Source organism: Actibacterium naphthalenivorans (assembly GCF_014196965.1).
Taxonomy (GTDB): Bacteria; Pseudomonadota; Alphaproteobacteria; order Rhodobacterales; family Rhodobacteraceae; genus Actibacterium_A; species Actibacterium_A naphthalenivorans.
Map to the genome: position 1 here is coordinate 490,311 of NZ_JACIEQ010000001.1, position 18,367 is coordinate 508,677.

General features: G+C 64.2%; 21 protein-coding genes. All 21 read right to left on the bottom strand.

Going from position 1 to position 18,367, the window contains the following annotated elements; translation table 11 throughout:
* Window positions 1-5: 5 nt before the first annotated feature.
* The gene (locus tag GGR17_RS02340; protein ID WP_235974397.1) at window positions 6-278 is read right to left on the bottom strand and encodes a ferredoxin family protein; all 273 of its coding nucleotides are present in this window, start codon (window positions 276-278) and stop codon (window positions 6-8) included.
* Window positions 279-295: 17 nt separating this feature from the next.
* Window positions 296-1,603, bottom strand: a complete 1,308-nt coding sequence (locus tag GGR17_RS02345) for an FAD-dependent oxidoreductase (protein WP_054538243.1) — start codon at window positions 1,601-1,603, stop codon at window positions 296-298.
* Window positions 1,604-1,614: 11 nt separating this feature from the next.
* The gene (locus tag GGR17_RS02350) at window positions 1,615-2,709 is read right to left on the bottom strand and encodes an electron transfer flavoprotein subunit alpha/FixB family protein (protein ID WP_037211011.1); all 1,095 of its coding nucleotides are present in this window, start codon (window positions 2,707-2,709) and stop codon (window positions 1,615-1,617) included.
* Between the two features lie 11 nt (window positions 2,710-2,720).
* Entirely contained in the window at window positions 2,721-3,596 is an 876-nt protein-coding gene (locus GGR17_RS02355) for an electron transfer flavoprotein subunit beta/FixA family protein (RefSeq protein WP_207642693.1), read from the bottom strand.
* Window positions 3,597-3,622: 26 nt separating this feature from the next.
* Window positions 3,623-3,967, bottom strand: a complete 345-nt coding sequence (nifW, locus tag GGR17_RS02360) for a nitrogenase stabilizing/protective protein NifW (RefSeq protein ID WP_037211009.1) — start codon at window positions 3,965-3,967, stop codon at window positions 3,623-3,625.
* 19 nt (window positions 3,968-3,986) lie between these two features.
* Window positions 3,987-4,706, bottom strand: a complete 720-nt coding sequence (gene cysE, locus GGR17_RS02365; protein WP_037211006.1) for a serine O-acetyltransferase — start codon at window positions 4,704-4,706, stop codon at window positions 3,987-3,989.
* Complete coding sequence (gene nifV, locus GGR17_RS02370) at window positions 4,703-5,899, bottom strand: homocitrate synthase (RefSeq protein WP_157445514.1); 1,197 nt, start codon at window positions 5,897-5,899, stop codon at window positions 4,703-4,705. The genes cysE and nifV overlap by 4 nt, the downstream gene beginning before the upstream one ends.
* A gap of 10 nt (window positions 5,900-5,909) precedes the next feature.
* Window positions 5,910-7,112 (bottom strand): cysteine desulfurase NifS, encoded by a 1,203-nt coding sequence (nifS, locus tag GGR17_RS02375; protein ID WP_054538242.1) that lies wholly within the window; start codon window positions 7,110-7,112, stop codon window positions 5,910-5,912.
* Between the two features lie 14 nt (window positions 7,113-7,126).
* Window positions 7,127-8,146 (bottom strand): Fe-S cluster assembly protein NifU, encoded by a 1,020-nt coding sequence (gene nifU, locus GGR17_RS02380; RefSeq protein WP_054538241.1) that lies wholly within the window; start codon window positions 8,144-8,146, stop codon window positions 7,127-7,129.
* Window positions 8,147-8,158: 12 nt separating this feature from the next.
* Window positions 8,159-8,479, bottom strand: coding sequence for a HesB/IscA family protein (locus GGR17_RS02385; protein WP_037206008.1), 321 nt, complete (start codon window positions 8,477-8,479; stop codon window positions 8,159-8,161).
* Window positions 8,480-8,642: 163 nt separating this feature from the next.
* On the bottom strand, window positions 8,643-9,194 hold the full coding sequence (locus tag GGR17_RS02390) for a nitrogen fixation protein NifQ (protein WP_054538240.1): 552 nt from the start codon (window positions 9,192-9,194) through the stop codon (window positions 8,643-8,645).
* A complete protein-coding gene (gene fdxB, locus GGR17_RS02395) occupies window positions 9,178-9,474 on the bottom strand; it encodes a ferredoxin III, nif-specific (protein ID WP_081940106.1) in 297 nt (98 codons plus the stop codon). Before fdxB ends, GGR17_RS02390 begins: the two co-directional genes overlap by 17 nt.
* An 18-nt stretch (window positions 9,475-9,492) precedes the next feature.
* Window positions 9,493-9,696 carry a CCE_0567 family metalloprotein gene (locus tag GGR17_RS02400; RefSeq protein ID WP_054538239.1) on the bottom strand — a complete coding sequence of 68 codons (204 nt, stop codon included), beginning with the start codon at window positions 9,694-9,696 and terminating at the stop codon, window positions 9,493-9,495.
* A 14-nt stretch (window positions 9,697-9,710) separates the two neighbouring features.
* Window positions 9,711-10,184 carry a NifX-associated nitrogen fixation protein gene (locus GGR17_RS02405; protein ID WP_037205999.1) on the bottom strand — a complete coding sequence of 158 codons (474 nt, stop codon included), beginning with the start codon at window positions 10,182-10,184 and terminating at the stop codon, window positions 9,711-9,713.
* On the bottom strand, window positions 10,184-10,666 hold the full coding sequence (nifX, locus tag GGR17_RS02410) for a nitrogen fixation protein NifX (RefSeq protein ID WP_054538238.1): 483 nt from the start codon (window positions 10,664-10,666) through the stop codon (window positions 10,184-10,186). Before nifX ends, GGR17_RS02405 begins: the two co-directional genes overlap by 1 nt.
* Window positions 10,641-12,032, bottom strand: a complete 1,392-nt coding sequence (gene nifN / locus GGR17_RS02415) for a nitrogenase iron-molybdenum cofactor biosynthesis protein NifN (RefSeq protein ID WP_054538237.1) — start codon at window positions 12,030-12,032, stop codon at window positions 10,641-10,643. The genes nifX and nifN overlap by 26 nt, the downstream gene beginning before the upstream one ends.
* A gap of 1 nt (window position 12,033) precedes the next feature.
* The gene (gene nifE / locus GGR17_RS02420) at window positions 12,034-13,512 is read right to left on the bottom strand and encodes a nitrogenase iron-molybdenum cofactor biosynthesis protein NifE (RefSeq protein ID WP_082386523.1); all 1,479 of its coding nucleotides are present in this window, start codon (window positions 13,510-13,512) and stop codon (window positions 12,034-12,036) included.
* A gap of 67 nt (window positions 13,513-13,579) precedes the next feature.
* Window positions 13,580-15,118, bottom strand: coding sequence for a nitrogenase molybdenum-iron protein subunit beta (nifK, locus tag GGR17_RS02425; protein WP_054538236.1), 1,539 nt, complete (start codon window positions 15,116-15,118; stop codon window positions 13,580-13,582).
* A gap of 114 nt (window positions 15,119-15,232) precedes the next feature.
* Window positions 15,233-16,714 (bottom strand): nitrogenase molybdenum-iron protein alpha chain, encoded by a 1,482-nt coding sequence (gene nifD, locus GGR17_RS02430; RefSeq protein ID WP_054538235.1) that lies wholly within the window; start codon window positions 16,712-16,714, stop codon window positions 15,233-15,235.
* Window positions 16,715-16,772: 58 nt separating this feature from the next.
* The gene (nifH, locus tag GGR17_RS02435) at window positions 16,773-17,657 is read right to left on the bottom strand and encodes a nitrogenase iron protein (protein WP_054538234.1); all 885 of its coding nucleotides are present in this window, start codon (window positions 17,655-17,657) and stop codon (window positions 16,773-16,775) included.
* A 224-nt stretch (window positions 17,658-17,881) separates the two neighbouring features.
* Window positions 17,882-18,361: a hypothetical protein gene (locus GGR17_RS02440; RefSeq protein ID WP_054538233.1), complete on the bottom strand. Its 480-nt coding sequence runs from the start codon at window positions 18,359-18,361 to the stop codon at window positions 17,882-17,884.
* Between the last annotated feature and the right edge of the window lie 6 nt (window positions 18,362-18,367).

The following is an 18,367-nucleotide window of genomic DNA, read 5'->3' on the forward strand; positions in this document are numbered from 1 at the left end:
GGGGCCTATCCGAACTTGTACAGAACGCCATAGCCGCCGCGCGGGTAGGACCATTCGATCTCGCCGGTGGCCTGACAGACGATGCGGCAGGTGCCGCATTCCATGCACCCGTCCGAGGCGATTTCCACCCGCCCGTCCTCGTCGGCGGTATAGCAGCCCGCCGGGCAGATGCTGATCAGCGAGCGCAGCTGCGGGCTGTCGACCGCGGCCCGGTTGATCTGAATATGCGGCCGTCCTTCATCAACCAGATAGCGGTTCTGAAAAAGCCGTTCTTCCATTCTCTGCACGATTTGAGTCATCTCCACGCCCTCATGAGTTTGAACATATCCGTTGCCACGCCCAGCCAGCTTCCGCGCGCGCGTTTCACGCTGCGCATCATGGCGCTTTCCTTCGATCGCTTGTCGGTGCCATCCACCCGCAGGAACATCTGCAGCGCCTGGCTCATCGCCTTGGGATAGGCGGTGAAAAGCTGCTTGTTACGTTCCAGAAGCGCGGGAATGCGGCGGTATTTCTTCAGATCCTTCATCACGAAACTGTCGGCCAGCTTGTCGCGATAGAGCTTCAGGTTGGCCTCGGTGATCGGCTTGCGCTCTGCCTTGAGCTGCACGATGCTTTCGCCAGCCAGCCGCCCGGTGGTCATCGCGAGGTTCGAGCCCTCGCGATGAACGGCGTTCACAAACTGCCCGGCATCGCCGATGATCACCCAGCCGTCGCCGGTCAGACGCGGGATCGCGTTATAGCCGCCCTCGGGGATCAGATGGGCGACATATTCCTTCATCTCCGATCCTTTCAGCAGCGGCGCCACCGACGGATGCGACTTGAAATTGTCGAGCAGTTCATAGGGCGGGATGCAGGTTTCCGCGAAGTCGGAAATCAGGCAGCCGACGCCGATCGAAATCGACTCCTTGTTGGTATAGAGAAACCCGGTGCCCACCATCCCCGAAGAGACGGAGCCCACCACCTCGATCACCACGCCGTCATCCTCGCCCGCCAGGTTGAACCTGTCGCGCACGGTCTGCTCGGGCAGGAAATGGGTCTCTTTCACCGCCAGCGCCACATGCTGCGGCTTGAGCTCGGGGCGCAGCCCGGCGTTCTGCCCGACCAGCGCGTTCACGCCCTCGCCCAGAACCACCACATCGGCATAGATCGGCCCGCCTTCGCGGTCGGTCTCTACCCCGATCACCCGGCCCGCATCATCCTTGACAAGGTTGGTGACAGTGGTTTCGGTGATCAGCAGCGCGCCGGCGGCGCGCACCTGCCGCGAGAACCATTTGTCGAACTGGGCCCGCAGGATCGTGTAGCGGTTCGGCTTGTCCTCGTTGAAATCGTCGCTGCGGTAATGCGCGCCGGTGTGGGATTTCTCGTCCAGCAACCACATGCGCTGTTCGACCACATGCCGTTCCAGTGGCGCATGTTCGCGAAAATCGGGGATGATCCGTTCCAGCGCATCGGCATAGAGGATGGCGCCCTGCACATTCTTCGATCCGGGGTATTCGCCGCGGTCGATCTGCAGAACGTTGAGCCCTGCCTTGGCCATCGTATAGGCCGCAGCATTGCCCGAAGGCCCCGCCCCGACGACGATTGCATCGAAATGTTCTGACATCTGAGCCTCCTTCAACTGGCCATGGCGCGGCGGCCAAGACGCCGCTCGAACGCATCCGCAAGCGCGGGCAGAACGGTCAGCGCATCGGCGACGACACCCATATGGGCGAATTCAAAAATCTTGGCGGCGGGATCGGTGTTGATGGCGACGATCAGATCCGCGCCCTCGACCCCGACACGGTGCTGGATCGCGCCCGAGATGCCGGCAGCGATATATAGCCGTGGCCGGATCGTGTTGCCGGTCTGGCCGATCTGGCGGTCGGCGGGCAACCAGCCTTTCTGCACCACCGGGCGCGAACAGCCGTATTCGCCGCCCAGAACATCGGCCAGCCGCGTGACCAGCCGGAAATTCTCGGGCACGCGCAGGCCCATGCCGCCGGCCACCACGATATCGGCATAGGCCAGGTTGGCGTCGTCGGTGGTGGCATCGGCCACGTATTCCAGAACCTTGGTGACGATATCGGCCTCGTCCATCTTCAGCGAATGCCAGACCATGCGGCCCGACCGGCTGCGGTCCGGCTCTGGCATGGCCATGACGCGCGGGCGCACCGTGGCCATCTGAGGGCGGAAATTGAGCGTGTGAATGGTGCACAGCAGCGTGCCGCCGAACGTCGGGCGGGTGGCGGCGAGGCTTTTCTCGTCATCCACGTCAAGCTCGGTGGAATCCGCCGTCAGCCCGGTTTTCAGCGTGGTTGCCACCGAACCGGCCAGATCGCGGCCAAGCGTGGTTGCGCCCAGCAGCATGATTTCGGGCTGGTGCGTGTTGACCAGATCGGTCAGCGCCCTGGTGTAGGGTTCGTTGCGATAGTCGGCCAGCGCCGGATCTTCGCAGATATAACAAACGTCGGCGCCATAGTGATAGGTTTCCTTGATCGCCTGCCGGGTTTCGTCGGATTTCGGGCCGAGCACCACACCCGCCAGATCAACGCCCAGCTTGTCGGCCAGCTTGCGGCCCTCGCCCATCAACTCCCACGATACGGGGTGAACCTTGCCGCGCTCCAGCTCCACGAACACCCAGACATGCTTGTAGGATCTGAACTTCTCGGGCAGCTCTTTCTTCATCCCCGCGCGGCCGGCGGGTTTCTTGTTCGGCGGTTGGGCAGCCATGGCGCGCTCCTTCAGTTCAGGGCGGCGGAGAGATCCGCCTCCAGTTTCGGTTGGGCGGCGAAGATCAGGTCGATGATGGCATCGCCGATCTGCGCGGGTTGCTTGCCTTCGACGGTGACCATCTCGGCCTGTTCGTCACGGGCGCTGGGGGCGAAAACGCGTTTCACGACAGTGGGCGAGCCGCGCAGGCCGCACATCATCACGTCTTCGACACCCGCCTCTTCGGCGGACCACACGGTCAGCTCGGCCCGGGCCGCGCGCAACATGTCGGCGACAGAGCCGCGGCGGATCTCGTTCGAACCTTCCAGCATGGTGATCAGACAGGGCAGCTTCGATTTCAGCACCTGCACCCCGCCCTCGGCCCGGCGACGCACCACGATTTCGCCCTTGCCCTGATCCAGCGTGTCGATGGCGGAGACATAGGTCAGCTGGTTCAGTTCCAGCCGGCTGGCGATGCCCGGGCCGACCTGGGCGGTATCGCCGTCAATGGTCTGCTTGCCGGTGAACACGATATCGACGGGGTGATCCGCGCCCAGCCGCGTCAGCGCCGTGGCCAGCGCGAAAGACGTCGCCAGCGTGTCGGACCCGGCAAAGCGGCGGTCGGTGATCAGCACCGCCTTGTCGGCACCCAGCCCCAGCGCGCGGCGCAGCGCGTCTTCGGCCATGGGCGGACCCATGCACAGAACGGTGACCTGCCCGCCATATTGATCACGCAGGCGCATCGCCTCTTCCAGCGCGAACAGGTCATAGGGGTTGATGATCGTGGGCACCCCCTGGCGCATGATCGTGTTGGTCACCGGGTGCACACGGATCTGCGCGGAATCCGGCACCTGCTTGATACATACGACGATGTTCAGACCATCGGTCGGGGTTTCGGGGGCGTCCATCGGTCAGGCTCCTTGTTTGCGGCGGATCACTCGGCGACCAGCGCGATGCTGTCGATGCTGACGTATTTGGCGGCCTGCTCGGCGGCCTTGTCGGCAAAGACCTTGAAGACCTTCTCCTGCAACGGCGAAGACTCGACGAAATCCAGATAGGCGCGCTTGAGGTGCTTGCGGGCCTCGAGGAACACCACCTCGTCCTCCATCCCGCTGAAATCGGTCTTCGCCAGATACTGGCCCATCCGCTTCATGATATGCAGCCGGGCCACATGCAGCACTTCCTGGTCGAAGGGCAGCAGCAGATAGACGAAGAAATCTTCGGCCGAGGACAGCGTGCTGAAATGGTCGAGTACGGTGTTGCCTTCAAACTTGGTCATGTTTTGCTCTCCTGTCGGGTCAGTGGGGTTGGCATTCGTTTCGGGTGTCGGCGCTGTCGCGGACGACCGTGTGCACCGTCGTGGCGCGGTGTTCGGCCAGCCGCGCCTCGAGAAAGGCGATGCGGTCGGCCAGGCGGGCCAGGGTGCGGCCCACCGGATCGGGGATCAGGTGGTGGTTCAGATCGACGCGCAGCGGATCGGTGGATTTGGGGCGCTCGGTCTGCACGATGCGAGCGGGCACGCCGATCACGGTTGCCTCTTGCGGCACATCCGAAACCACCACGGAATTCGCGCCGACACGCGCGCCTGCGCCGATTTCGACCGGGCCCAGAACCTTGGCCCCCGCCCCGACCAGAACGCCGTCGCCCAGCGTCGGGTGGCGCTTGCCCTCGGACCAGGACACACCGCCCAGCGTGACGCCGTGGTACAGCGTGACATCGGCGCCCACCTCGGCGGTTTCGCCGATGACAACGCCCGCGCCGTGATCGATGAAGAAACCGGGGCCGATCTTCGCGCCGGGGTGAATGTCGATGCCGGTCAGCATCCGCGCGAGATATGACAGGATCCGCGCGCCCATGCGCCAGTCGCGCCGCCACAGCCGATGCGCTACCCGGTAGGCCACGATGGCGTGCAGGCCGGGATAGCACAGCGCCGTTTCCACCGGCCCCCGCGCCGCCGGATCGCGGGCGCGGATCGATGCGAAATCGCTGGCGACAAGCTGTGCAAGGCTCTGTGTCATTGCGCCCCCCTTCCGCTGCGGCGTCCGCCGCGCTGCGCCTGGGCCACAAGCCCGGCAAGATCGGCGGAATTCGCCGCGCGTTTCATCTGCACCGACCAGCTGCGCAACAGCGGGATCAGGGCGCGGGCGGTGTGCTCGTCACTGGGCAGGTTGGCCTCGGCCAGGGCGTTGCGCAGGCCGGCGATGCCCGAATGCTTGCCGATCGCCACCTGATGCGCGCGTCCGAACCGCGCCGGGGCCAGGCCATCGCTTTCATAGGTGCCGCGATCCTTCAGCAGCGCGTCGACGTGAATGCCGGCCTCATGGGTGAACACACCCTCGCCGACGATCGGCTTGGACACCGGCAGCGGCCGCCCCGAGGCGCGCGCCACCAGCGCCGAAAGCGCATGCAGCCGCCGCAGCGCGATGCCGGTGTTCACCCCAGCCGCCTCCAGCGCGGCGGCGACCTCTTCCAGCGCGGCATTGCCGGCACGCTCGCCCAGTCCGTTGACCGTCACCGAAAGATGGCTGGCCCCGGCGGCGGCGGCGGACAGGGTATTGGCCGTGGCCATGCCGAAATCGTTATGGGCGTGAAATTCGATCGGCAACGCGATGCGCGGCACCAGATAGGAGACCAGCGCGTGGGTCGAAAACGGATCCAGCAGGCCCAGCGTATCGGCCAGCCGGAAACGCATCGCGCCCGCAGCCTGGGCCAACTGCGCAATCTCGGCCACGAAGGCGGGATCGGCGCGGCTGGCATCCTCGGCGCCCACCGACACCTCGAACCCGCGGCTGACGGCGGTATGCACCAGCTCCACGGTGTTGCGCCGGGCCCAGTGGCGATCGACCCGCAGCTTGCCCATCAACTGCCGCTCCGACACGGGCACGGCGAAATGCAGCCGCCGCACCCCGGATTTATGCGCATAATCCAGATCCACCATGCGCAGCCGGCACCAGACCACCGGCACCGCGCGCCGCAATTCGCAGGCGATGGTGCGGATATCGGCGATCTCGCCATAGCCCATCGCCGCCACGCCCACCTCGATTTCCGTCAGCCCGGCCCCGTCCAGCGCCCGCGCGATGGCGCGCTTTTCGTCCAGCGAAAAGGCCACACCGGCGGTCTGCTCGCCATCCCTCAGCGTCGTGTCGCAGAAGGTAACGGGCCCTTTGGGCGTCATGCGGGGAAGCGGGTTGAACGGCATGTCAGCGGTCATGGCGGGCTCCTCAGGCGTAGGCCGGATCGAAGGTTTGCGGCGCGGCACCATCGCGCGACCAGAACGGCGACATCTCGCGCAGCTGGTCGATGATCGCGGGCACGGCGTCGAGCACACGGTCGACATCCGCATCCGTGGTTTCGCGGCTGAGCGAAAAGCGGATGGCGCCATGCGCGGCGGTGAAGGGAATCTCCATCGCGCGCAGCACATGGCTGGGCTCGAGCGAGCCCGAGGTGCAGGCCGACCCCGACGAGGCCGCGATGCCCTGCTTGTTCAGCAGCAGCAGGATCGCCTCGCCCTCGATATATTCAAACGCGATGGTCGAGGTGTTGGGCAGCCGGTCATACGGATCGCCGGTGACGAAGCAATGGCCCACCGCCTGCACCAGCCCTTTTTCCAGCCGGTCGCGCAGCGCGGTGATGCGGGCCATGTCGTCGGTCATGGTGGCCATGGTCATTTCGGCGGCCTTGCCCAGCCCGACAATGGCCGGCGCGTTCTCGGTGCCCGCCCGGCGGCCGCGTTCCTGATGGCCGCCGCGCAGCAGCGGGCGGAAACGGGTGCCGCGCCGCACATAGAGCGCGCCCAGCCCCTTGGGCCCGTGGAACTTGTGCGACGACAGCGACAGCATGTCGATCGCGGTGCTTTTCAGATCAATCGGCACCTTGCCGACCGCCTGCACCGCATCGGTGTGAAACAGCGCGCCCGCCTCATGGGCGAGGTCGGCCAGCCCGTCGACCGGAAAGATCGTGCCGGTCTCGTTATTGGCCCACATCAGGCTGACCAGCGCCGTTTTCGGCCCCAGCGCCGCGCGATAGGCGTCGATGTCCAGCCGCCCCTGCTTGTCTACGGGGATGCGGTGTACGGTCACGCCCTCGTGCTTTTCCAGCCAGTCGCACAGCGACAGGATGGCCGGATGCTCGACCGTGGAGGTGACGATCTCATTGCGCTCCGGGTTCGCCGCAAGGGCCGAGCGCAGGGCGGTGTTGTTCGATTCCGTTCCGCCGGAGGTAAAGATGATCTCGTGGTCGAACTCTGCCCCGATCAGCGCCTGAAGCGATCTGCGCGCCTGGCGCAGCGCGCCGCCCACGTCGGACCCGAAAGCGTGGATCGACGAGGCGTTGCCGAACTGTTCGGTGAAATAGGGTACCATGGCCTCGACCACCTCGGGGAAGACCCGTGTCGTGGCGTTGTTGTCCAGATATACCGGTGTCATTGCTCAGCTCTCCCTCAGGTCTTCGCCACAGGCATCACGCGGACCGAACGGCCCAGGGTTTCGGCGATCCGCTTTTGCAGCCCGCCCAGCGTCTGGTTGGCAAGCTGGCAGCCCGAACAGGCGCCCGTCAGGCTGACCAGAACCAGCCCGCCCTCGAAATCCACCAGTTCCACATCGCCGCCATCGGCCTTGAAGACGGGGCGCAGCTCTTCGATCACCCTGGCGATGGCGATCGCCTCCTGCGCGGGGGTGCGGCCGGCGGGCGCGGGCGCCTCGGCAACCGGCGCGGGCGCGGCCAGCGGCGTGATCGCGATCGGCGCGGGGGCCTGGGGCGCGGGCGCGGCGGCGACCGGCGGCATGTCGGGGATGACAAAGCCCTGCGCCTTTTTCTTTTTCGGCTTCGGCGCGGGGGCGGCGCCGAACACGAACGCCTCTTCGGGCTTCAGCATACCCTCGGCCACCATCGCGGCATTCACGTCGGCCAGAAGCTCTTCGAGCGGTTCGCGGCAGGAATTGCAGCCGCCGCCGGCCTTGGTGTAATGGGTCACCATCTCGATCGAGGTCAGCTTGTTGGTGCGCACCGCGCGTTCGATCATGCCTTCGTCCACGGCGAAGCATTTGCAGATCAGCGCGCCCTCTTCGTGATCGTCATCCTCCAGATCCTCGCCGCGCCAGGCGGCCACGGCGGCCGTCAGCGCCTCCTGACCCATCACCGAGCAATGCATCTTTTCCGGTGGCAGCCCGTCGAGGAATTCGGCGATGTCCTGATTGGTCAGCCGGCGCGCCTCGTCGATGGTCTTGCCGATGACAAGCTCGGTCAACGCCGAGGACGACGCGATGGCGGAGCCGCAACCGAAGGTCTGGAACTTCGCCTCTTCGATAACCTCGGTTTCCGGGTTCACCTTCAGCATCAGCTTGAGCGCGTCGCCGCAGGACAGCGAACCGACCTCGCCCACCGCATTGGCATCCGCCAGCGCCCCGGCGTTGCGCGGATTGAAGAAATGGTCTTTGACCTTCTCGGTATATTCCCACATGGCCCGCGCTCCCTAGCAGAAGGATTTGCCGCAGCCGCAGCTGCTGCTGGCATTGGGGTTGTTGAACACAAAGCCGGACCCTTCGAGCCCCGACACGAAATCGATCGTCGTGCCTTCCAGATGCGGCTGGCTTTCGGGATCGATCAGCACGGTCACGCCCTCGGCCTCGATCACCGCATCATCTTCGGCGCGGGTCAGTTCCAGCGCCATGCCATATTGCAGCCCGGCGCAGCCGCCCCCCTGGACCATGATCCGCAGGCCCGCGACGGGCTGTCCGGCGCCGTCGATGGCGGTTTTGATGGCCGTTCGGGCGGTTTCGGTAAGTTCGAGCATGTGATCTCTCCTGTCTGAGCAATGTCGTTTGACAAAAGAGAAGCAAGCCGCGTGCCAAGACGGAAATTAACGCATTTTCAATGAGTTGGAATGGAACATGGGAGAAGCGCGGTGAGGGGATTGTGACAATGACAGATTCGCGACAAGCGGCGATTGTCGGATGTCAGGCGCCGTCGGGCGCGAAACATTCGGCCTTTTCGGGGCAGTCGTCGCAGCTGGGCGACAGGCACAGGGCGAACTCGCTGTCGGAACAGATCTGGCGATAGAAGAACTTCTTCCAGCGCATGTTCCGGCTGTTGGCCTCGGCCAGCCGGGGAAAGTGGCGGGCCATGAGATGGCCCAGCGCGCGGCGGTCGGGCAGGCCCAGATCCTCCCACAGGTGGCTGCCTTCCATCGCGCGCCGGGCCAGGATCTGCGCCAGCCACCGGCTTTCCTCGGACCCGTCGCCGCCGCGCCAGATCAGCAACAGCGCGATCGCCTCCTGATCGGCGGCGGGTGCGGGCGCGGGCACCGAAAGATCGGGCAGCGCCATGCCGGAAAACCATTTGGCGCAGAGCCGTTCCAGCGCTTCGGGCCCCAGCCCCAGAAGCGCGCTCAACGGCCCGCGCCCGGCCGCGTGTTCGGCCAGGGCATGATCGATGATACAGGCGAAGTCCGACTGAACCAGCGCGTTGGCACAGGCCCCCGAGGCGGCGGCTTCAGTCGGCGACAGCATGGGTCTGGCAGTTCGTCGGGCAGACCCGGAAACAGGCGCCGCAGCCGATGCAGGCATCCGGGTTCACAAGGGCCATCACGTTGCGCTCGATGTCATCCTCGTATTCCTCGTCATCAAGGTCGACGATTTCGTCTTCGTCGGTGACCCCTTTCAGCGTCATCACCTCGCGCCCGCAAACCTTGTAGCAGCGGCCGCAGCCGATGCAGGTTTCGGCATTGATCGCGACCAGAAACTCCGGCGTGTATTCAGTGCCGCCGCGGGTGAAGGCTGTGATCGGCATCGGCTGGTCCTTTCCGTGTCAGGCAGAGGCTTTCTCTGCCTGTCTCAAAGCTTTGCGCGCTTCGGCGAGTTGCCTGAACACGTCATACGTGGCCTCGGCCACTTCGGGGATCTTCTGCCAGTCGGTCGGCAGCTCCTCGCTCAGGTCATGCAGGTTCATCTTGGCGTCCGTGGCCCGCATCGACAGGCGTTTGACGTTCTTCCGCAGTTCTTCGATCTCCATTCTGCCCTCCTGCCTCAGCCCTTCGCCGCGTCGGGGTATTTCGCGATGGTTTGGGCGGCATCCGCTGTCAGCTTTTCGCCCGCCTCGCCCAGCTTGGCATAGGTTTCAAAGCCGAAGCGGTGAATGTCGCGCAGGTGCTTGGACAGCACCACCAGCTTGCCCGCGATCAGCACGATGCGGCCAAAGCCCTCGTGGCTCATCTTGCTCATCTGGCTGGCCATGCAGCCGGTCTGCTTTTCGATCATCAGGCCGATCGCGTCATAGAACTTCTCGACCCGCCACATCACGTCGGGATCAGGGTCGCCGATGATCGGGATCTCGCGCCGCTCTTCCCTGGTCACGATGAAATCGGCCAGGATCTGGGCATCGCTCTTTTCGTCCCAGGTGCCATAGCTGTCTTCGGCGCGGATCACGGCGGCGAGCTGTTTCAGGAACGGGCTGTCGGTCATCTCGCCGCCACGGGGGGCGGTGTCTGTCATGGTGGTCATCAGACCAACTCCTCTTCATCGTCCATGAAACTTGCGGGCGTGGCCGGGCGGCCCAGGATCTTGCGCAGGAAGGGCGGCGGGGTGCCGTTCAGCATCACCTGCACCTGTTCCAGAACCTCCTGAATGGTCTCGGGGTCCTTCCGCTTGATCGGATGAATGCCGGCCTTCACCACCTTGGCGGCCGACGGGCCGCCGATGGCCAGCGCGAACAAAAGCGCGCAGCCCTTCAGCGCCTCGACCTTGGGGGTGATCTTGTCGTCGATATCGTCATGCTTGCCCGACTGGCCGGTGACATCGTCAAAGGCCACGGCCTCGACAAACCACGCGCTTTCGGGGGTGACATCATAGATCGCGAATTTGCGGGCCGATCCGAAATGCGCGTTCAGATGCTCCATGTTATTGGTCGCAATCGCGACGCGCAGGGGCTTTTCCCCGGTTTCGGCCGGGGCCTCGGCCTCAATGAGACGCAGTCGGCGGGACATGTTCGAACTCCTCGCTGATGGGGGCGGCGCCGAAATCCTCGGGGCGCGCGCGGTGATGTTGGGCCTGAACGGCATTGGCGGTTTCGTAGAGAAAGGCCCGCGTGCCGCGATAGCCGACGCGGCAGATATCCTGCGCGCCCAGCCTGTCGAAGATCGGAAAGCCGGCACGGATCAAGGGCAGGTGCAGGGCATGGGCGGCATGGCGGCCATGGGCGTTGGTGATCAGCATCTGCGCCCCCGCCTCTTTCGCCGCGCGTTCCAGATCGCCCAGATCACCCAGGATCACGGTTTCGGCCGGAACGCGCTCGACGATGCCGTTGGTGTTGGAGGTGGTCACCGCCGTCACCACCTCGGCGCCCAGCCCGGCGAGCGTGCTGGACAGGGCGAACAGAAGGTCGGGATCGGCACCGACGGCAAGCTTCAGCCCGCCGATATGGAAATGCGCATCCAGCGAGGCATCCAGAAGCCGCGACCGATCGCGCTTGATGCTGGGCGGGGCGTCATCGACGCCGGACAGGCCCATCAACGTGCGCACGAAGGCATCCACCGGCTTCAGCCCGGTCAGCGACTGGAACACGCGGTAGGGCACGCAGGCGCGTTCCTCGATCAGCCGGGCGGCCGGGCGCATGCTTTCGCCCACCGCCAGGGTAAACGCGCTGTGCGCCACCTTCTCGATATCGGCCAGCGCGGTGCCGCCCAGCGACGTGCCCGCCCAGCTTTCCGACACATGCCCGTCGAGCGAGGTGGAGATATCGGGCAGCACGATCGGCGTCAGGCCGAAGGCGCGGATCATCCGCACCATCTCTTCGATCTCGGCCGGGGTGGCATGGCTGCCCACCAGCAGGTTGACCTGCCGCAGCTCGGGCGAATGCCAGACCGGATCAACCTCGGGCACCAGTGCGTCGATGATGGCCTCGACCGCCCTGGCCCAGCCATCCTCCAGCCCGCCGGCGAAATCGGGGGTCGAGGCATAGACGATCCTGGTATCCGCGAAATCGGCGCGCCGGGCGATGATCTCCCTTAGCTCTCCCGGAACATCCTCGCCGCGGGTCTCGGTCAGCGCGGTCGAGGCGATGCCGATGAATTTCGGCGCTGACTTCTTGCGCAGGTTCTCGATCGCCTCTTCGATCTGATCAGCCCCGCCGAGGATGGTGGACACCTCGTTCATCGCCGTGGTCTGCAGCGGCACCGCCTCTTTGAAATGGCGCACCAGATGCACCATCGCGAAGGCGGTGCAGCCCTGCGAGCCGTGGAACAGCGGTATCGCCCCCTCGATGCCCAGATAGGCCAGCGCGGCGCCGAGCGGGGCGCTGGATTTCAGCGGGTTGGTCGACAGCGCGCGGCGGGGATGAACAAGCTTGGCCATGTCAGCAATCCTCGAAGTCGACGGCATCGTTCGACACGCCCGAAACCGGGCAGGTGCCGCGCAGCTCGGGCATCACGCGCACCGGGCCGGTGTCTTCCTCCCAGGGCGCGGGCGCGCGCAGATCGGCCCACATCGGGTTGTTCACCGCGCGGTCGATGGCGCGGACCATATCGACCATCCCCATATAGCCGGCATAGGGCTCGTGCTTTTCCTGGTTCACATCGACCCAGGGCATTTTCGCCTTCAGCGCCACGAATTGCGACCGCCCGCCCGACATCAGCACATCGGCCTCGGCATCCTTCAGCAGGCGGTACATTTCCTTGGGCGCCATGTTTTCGAACATGTGCTTGTCATCGCCCATGATCTCTTTCACGCGGTCCTTGTCATCGTCGGTGGCCTTGCGGACCGAGGTGCCGATCACCTCCATCCCCAGTTCCTGAAGCGCCGACACGACAGACCAGCTTTTGTGCCCGCCGGTGTAAAGCAGCACCCGGCGGCCTTCGACCCTGGGGCGAAGCGTTTCCAGCTCGGCCCAGATCTTCGCCTCTTCTTCGGCGATCAGCGCCTCGCACCGTTCCAGCAGATCGGGGTCGGCGCCGCGTTCGACAAGCATCCGGCACAGCGTGCGGATCGCGTCGGACGTGTCGGAAATGCCGTAGAAGGAACCTTCGAAGAACGGGATGCCGTAGCGTTCCTCCAGCTTGCGGGCGAGCGTGATCAGCGCCTTGGAGCAGACCAGCATCGTGACCCTGGCCCGGTGCGCCATCGCCACCTGCCGGTAGCGCGCATCGCCGGTGATCGAGCCGAGGATACGGATGCCAAGCCTGTCGAGCAGCGGCTTGACCTGCCACAGCTCGCCCGACAGGTTGTAATCGCCCACGATGTTCACATCGTAAGGCGTGCATTCCTCCGGCTCGATCGTGCCGATCACGTGATCCAGCAACGCCTCGCCGGCCAGCTTGTTGCCAAGGTTCTTGGAGCCCACATAGCCCGGCGCGTTGACGGGGATGCAGGGCGTGCCGAATTTCTCTGCCGCCGCCTTGCAGACCGCATCGATATCGTCACCGATCAGCGCGGGCACGCAGGTGGAATAAACGAAGACCGCGGGCGGGGCGTGGGCCTCTATCACCTCGCGGATGGCACGGAAGAGCTTTTTCTCGCCATGGCCCATGACGATATCAAGCTCGGTCATGTCGGTGGTGAAACCGGTGCGGTAAAGCTGCGAGCCCGAGGAAGAGGCGCCGCGATTGTCCCAGCCATTGCCCTCGCAGGCCAGCGGCGCGTGGACGAGATGGGCGACATCGACGATGGGCTGCAGCGCGATCTTGGCGCCGTCGAAAGCGCAGCCGCCAGCCGCCGCACCCGGCGTCAGGGGCTTGGCGCAGCCCTTCTTGCGTTGCTGTTCGGATTTGTTGACGTTCTGCCCGCAGGCCGGTTCGTCGAACACATCCTGAATTTTCTGCTTCAGCGCGTCGCCCATTCCGCTCACCCCGTGATGCGTTTCGATGTGCAAAGGCGGCCCCGGGCGATCCGGGGCCGCCGAACCCTCAGCGGGTCAGATCGTAGGAATAGTCGGTCTCGCCCGGCACGATCGTGTCGTCGTCGAGCTTGTCGAAGATCGTGTCGAGGATCTTGACCATCACGTTCAGCGCGCCCTGATAGCCCCAGGTCGGATAGCGGTGGTGATGGTGGCGGTCGAAGATCGGGAACATCAGCCGGATCAGCGGGGTGCCGGTGTCACGCTCCAGATACTTGCCGTAGGAATTGCCGATCAGCATATCCACCGGCTCTGTCGCCAGAAGCGAGCGCATGTGCCACAGATCCTTGCCCGCCCAGACCTGGCAGCCAGCGCCGAAGGGCGAGGACGCCAGCAGCGCCGCCATCTTCTTGGCCCAGTCCTTGTTGCCGTTGGTGGCCAGGCAATGCTTGGGCTCGCCGCCCATCTCCATCACGAAACGCGCCATGGCATAGACGAAATCCGGATCGCCGTAGATGGCATAGGATTTGCCGTGCAGCCACGACTGGCTGTCGGCCAGCGCGTCGATCAGGCGGCCCCGCTCCAGCCGCAGGCTTTCGGGTATCTCGACACCGGCAAGCGCGCTCATCTTCATCAGGAACTCGTCGGTGCCCTGCACCCCCATCGGGTAATGGAAGGCGGCGGTTTCCTGGCCCTTCTCGGCGCAATATTCCAGCGTCTTCTTGGTGCAGTATTCCTGCATCGACACGGTCGCCTTGGCATTCAGCGCGGCGGCCACATCCTCCAGCCTGGTGCCGCCGGAATACATGCGGAACTCGCCGTCGGAGGGGGTGTCATACACGTCTGACACGTCCGACAGCACCGTCGCCTCGACGCCCATCTCGGCCAGAAGGCGCTTCATCTCGCGGATGTTGCCCACGGCGAAACCGTCGAAACCGGGGATGATGTTGATCCCCTCGTCCGGCGTGCGCTCGGCCTTGTCCCAGAAATTCTGCAGGATGCCTTTCTGCATGTTGTCATAGCCATCCACATGGCTGCCGACAAAGGCGGGGGTGTGGGCGAAGGGCACGTCGAATTCCTGCGGAACCGATCCCTTTTCCTTGGCCTGCTGGATGAACGAGTTCAGGTCGTCGCCGATCACCTCGGCCATGCAGGTCGTCGATACCGCGATCATCTTGGGATCGTAAAGCGCCTTGGTATTGGCCAGACCGTCAACCATGTTGATCAGCCCGCCGAACACCGCCGCGTCTTCGGTCATCGAAGAGGACACGCAGGAAGACGGTTCCTTGAAATGGCGCGACAGGTGCGAGCGGTAATAGGCGACACACCCCTGCGAGCCGTGTACGAAGCTCATGGTCTTTTCATAGCCGGCGCCGGCGAACACCGCGCCCAGCGGCTGACAGGCCTTGGCGGGGTTCACGGTCAGCGCTTCGCGGGCCAGGTTCTTTTCCCGGTATTCCCAGGACTTCGTCCAGTCGCCGATTTCCTTGACCATGTCTGCGGGGTGGCCGCATTCGAACTTGGCCTTCTTGTTCTTCAGCATCTCGGTGTATTCGGGCTGCTGGAACAGCGGTGCGTGGTCGAGCACTTTATCTGCCGATTGAGGCATTGGTTTCATCCTTCTCCTGGCCGTCCGCATTCCGGGACGCGCCGATGAGGGTTTCGATAAGGGCGGATGGACAGGCCGGGGCGCCCGTCCATCCGGGGCGGGATCAGGGCCGGGTCAGGCGGCCTTGGTCCACGGGGCGTCGAACATGCCCCAGACGGGGTTGTTGATGGCCAGATCCATGTCACGGGCGAAGATCGCGAAACCGTCATAGCCGTGATACGGGCCCGAATAATCCCAGCTGTGCATCTGGCGGAACGGGATGCCCATCTTCTGCACCGGGTATTTTTCCTTGATGCCAGAGCCGACGAGATCGGGGCGGATCTGTTCGATGAACTTCTCCAGCTCATAGCCGGTGACGTCATCATAGATCAGCGTGCCTTCCTTCACGTAATGGCCGGTCCGCTTGTAATCGTCGCCATGGCCAAACTCATAGCCGGTGCCGGCGATCTGCATGCCCAGATCCTCATAGGCCGTGACCACGTGGCGGGGGCGCAGACCACCGACATAGAGCATCACGGATTTCCCCTCGAGCCGGGGACGGAACCGGTTGATCACGTCATCGACCAGCGGCTGATACTTGGCGATCACCTTTTCGGCGTTTTCCTGGATCGTCTCGTCGAAGTTCTTGGCGATGGCGCGCAGGCTGGCCGCGATCTGGCTGGGGCCGAAGAAGTTGTATTCCATCCAGCCGACGCCGTATTTCTCCTCCATGTAGCGGCAGATGTAGTTCATCGACCGGTAGCAGTGGATCAGGTTCAGCCGGGCCTTCGGCGCGCGCTCGATCTCGGCCAGGGTTGCGTCGCCCGACCAGTTGCCGACCACGTTCAGGCCCATCTCCTCGAGCAGGATACGGCTGGCCCAGGCATCGCCGCCGATGTTGTAATCGCCGATGACGTTCACGTCATAGGGCCCGGTTTCATACCCGGCGCCGGCGCCTTCGCCCTTTTCGAACACCCAGTCGCGCACCGCGTCATTGGCGATGTGGTGACCGAGCGACTGCGACACGCCGCGGAACCCTTCGCAGCGTACCGGCACCATGGTCTTTTCATGCTGCTTGTTCTTCTCGCGCGCCACCGCCTCGATATCGTCGCCGATCAGGCCGATCGGGCATTCCGACTGGATCGTGGTGCCGTTGTTCAGCGGGAAAAGTGTTTCGATCTCGTCAATCGTCTTGCCCAGCTTCTTGTCGCCGCCGAACACGATGTCCTTTTCCTGGAAATCGGTTGTGAACTGCATCGTCACGAAGCTGTCGACACCAGTGTTACCGATGTAATAGTTGCGGCGCTGAGACCAGGAATACTGGCCACAGCCAACCGGGCCGTGGCTGATGTGAACCATGTCCTTGACCGGCCCCCAGACCACCCCCTTGGACCCGGCATAGGCACAGCCGCGGATGGTCATCACACCGGGGATCGATTTGATGTTGGATTTCACCGTGTCGCATTTCGATGCGATTTCGGTTTCGCCCTCTTCGCCCGGCTGGGCGACACCGAGGTGCTTCTGGCGCTTTTTCTTCGCCTTGTCGGGATACGCGGCGAGGACCTCCTCGATGAGCTTTTCGTGGCTCTCCGCGTCGTTTGTATAGTCTTTGGCCATCTGGCAGGCTCCTCTTCGCGTGGGTTGGGGGCCGGCCACCGGGCCGGCCCCGTATTGATCAGGCGTTGGCGGCTTCGGTTTCGGCGATGGCCGCGAGGCGCTCTTCCTCGGACTGCATGATGCCGAAATCCATCAGCATCTCTTCCAGCTCGTCCATGGTGATCGGGGTCGGGATGACGCCCTTGCCCGAGTTGTTGTGGATCTTCTGGGCCAGTTCGCGGTATTCGGCGGCCTGCTTGCTTTCGGGTGCGTATTCGATCACCGTCTGGCGGCGCAGCTCGGCGTGCTGAACGATATTGTCGCGCGGCACGAAATGGATCAGCTTGGAGCCCAGCTTGGCGGCCATGGCCTCGGCCAGTTCCAGTTCCTTGTCGGTCTGACGCTCGTTGCAGATCAGGCCGCCCAGGCGCACACCGCCGGAGTTCGCGTATTTCAGAATGCCCTTGGCGATATTGTTGGCGGCATAAAGCGCCATCATCTCGCCGGACATGACGATGTAGATTTCCTGGGCCTTGTTCTCGCGGATCGGCATCGCGAAGCCGCCGCAGACAACGTCGCCCAGAACGTCGTAGGACACGTAGTCCACATCGTCATAGGCACCGTTTTCTTCCAGGAAGTTGATCGAGGTGATCACGCCGCGGCCAGCGCAGCCGACGCCCGGCTCGGGGCCACCGGATTCAACGCATTTGATATCCCGGTAGCCGGTTTTCAGCACATCCTCGAGTTCCAGATCCTCGACCGAGCCCATTTCCGCGGCCAGGTGAAGCACCGTATCCTGCGCCTTGGCGTTCAGGATCAGGCGGGTGGAGTCTGCCTTGGGGTCGCAGCCGACGATCAGGATCTTCTGACCCATCTCGACAAGTGCCGCGAGCGTGTTCTGAGAGGTGGTCGATTTCCCGATCCCCCCCTTGCCATAAAAGGCGATCTGCCGGAGTTCGCTCATCTGTGTTTCCTTTGCAGGTCTGTAATGTGTCACGAGAAAGGCGTGGTCGCCGCTCTCCCCCTTTAAGGAAGCAGTAAGCGTGCCAAGTTCAAATTTTCCAAAATATCCGCCAATATCAAATATTTGGCCGAAATTCCATGACTTCACCTCTGTGTGACGAACCCGACAATTTTGTACCGTTCCGTGTCGGGGATCTGTGGGAAAGAGCGCCGGCGCGGCGCCGGTCAGCAATCCTCGGGCGCGTCAAGACAGGCCAGGATGCCATTGGCGCCAAAACGGCCGGTCGGGTCCAGCGCGGCGGCCTGTTCCATCATCGCGCGCCCGGTTTGCATCTGCCCCAGCCGCAGGTGGCAATAGCCGCAGGCGGTCAGCGCCTGCAGATACAGGCCGGGCGCAAAACCGATGTCGGCAAAGGCGGCGTCACCGGGGTGGACACGGCGCCAGTCGGTGGAAATGTTCAGGCGGCGGGCGGCGGTTTCAAGAAGCACCTCGCCAAAGCCGACCGCATCCGCATAGCGGTGATTGTAGAAATAGAAACGGTAGGCGGCGAGTTGAACCTCGAAATGATCGGGCGCGATCGACAGGGCCTGTCGCAGCGCCTCTTCCGCCACCTCGGGCGCGGACCGCGCCCGGCGCGCGCCCTGCAGCGCGACAAGCGCGCGCTGCAGACGCGTGTCATCAGGCTCTGCCCGGTCGGAACACACCGCCCC

Coding starts and splice junctions, on each gene's coding strand:
- nifV (WP_157445514.1), bottom strand. CDS start 5,899: ATGACCGCTGACATGCCGTTCAACCCGCTTCCCCGCATGACGCCCAAA.
- fdxB (WP_081940106.1), bottom strand. CDS start 9,474: ATGCCGATCACAGCCTTCACCCGCGGCGGCACTGAATACACGCCGGAG.
- GGR17_RS02345 (WP_054538243.1), bottom strand. CDS start 1,603: ATGTCAGAACATTTCGATGCAATCGTCGTCGGGGCGGGGCCTTCGGGC.
- GGR17_RS02355 (WP_207642693.1), bottom strand. CDS start 3,596: ATGGACGCCCCCGAAACCCCGACCGATGGTCTGAACATCGTCGTATGT.
- nifH (WP_054538234.1), bottom strand. CDS start 17,657: ATGAGCGAACTCCGGCAGATCGCCTTTTATGGCAAGGGGGGGATCGGG.
- cysE (WP_037211006.1), bottom strand. CDS start 4,706: ATGACACAGAGCCTTGCACAGCTTGTCGCCAGCGATTTCGCATCGATC.
- nifD (WP_054538235.1), bottom strand. CDS start 16,714: ATGGCCAAAGACTATACAAACGACGCGGAGAGCCACGAAAAGCTCATC.
- nifE (WP_082386523.1), bottom strand. CDS start 13,512: ATGGGCGACGCGCTGAAGCAGAAAATTCAGGATGTGTTCGACGAACCG.
- GGR17_RS02405 (WP_037205999.1), bottom strand. CDS start 10,184: ATGACCACCATGACAGACACCGCCCCCCGTGGCGGCGAGATGACCGAC.
- nifN (WP_054538237.1), bottom strand. CDS start 12,032: ATGGCCAAGCTTGTTCATCCCCGCCGCGCGCTGTCGACCAACCCGCTG.
- GGR17_RS02350 (WP_037211011.1), bottom strand. CDS start 2,709: ATGGCTGCCCAACCGCCGAACAAGAAACCCGCCGGCCGCGCGGGGATG.
- nifU (WP_054538241.1), bottom strand. CDS start 8,146: ATGTGGGAATATACCGAGAAGGTCAAAGACCATTTCTTCAATCCGCGC.
- nifX (WP_054538238.1), bottom strand. CDS start 10,666: ATGTCCCGCCGACTGCGTCTCATTGAGGCCGAGGCCCCGGCCGAAACC.
- GGR17_RS02385 (WP_037206008.1), bottom strand. CDS start 8,479: ATGCTCGAACTTACCGAAACCGCCCGAACGGCCATCAAAACCGCCATC.
- nifK (WP_054538236.1), bottom strand. CDS start 15,118: ATGCCTCAATCGGCAGATAAAGTGCTCGACCACGCACCGCTGTTCCAG.
- GGR17_RS02390 (WP_054538240.1), bottom strand. CDS start 9,194: ATGCTGTCGCCGACTGAAGCCGCCGCCTCGGGGGCCTGTGCCAACGCG.
- nifS (WP_054538242.1), bottom strand. CDS start 7,112: ATGACACCGGTATATCTGGACAACAACGCCACGACACGGGTCTTCCCC.
- GGR17_RS02340 (WP_235974397.1), bottom strand. CDS start 278: ATGGAAGAACGGCTTTTTCAGAACCGCTATCTGGTTGATGAAGGACGG.
- GGR17_RS02400 (WP_054538239.1), bottom strand. CDS start 9,696: ATGGAGATCGAAGAACTGCGGAAGAACGTCAAACGCCTGTCGATGCGG.
- nifW (WP_037211009.1), bottom strand. CDS start 3,967: ATGACCAAGTTTGAAGGCAACACCGTACTCGACCATTTCAGCACGCTG.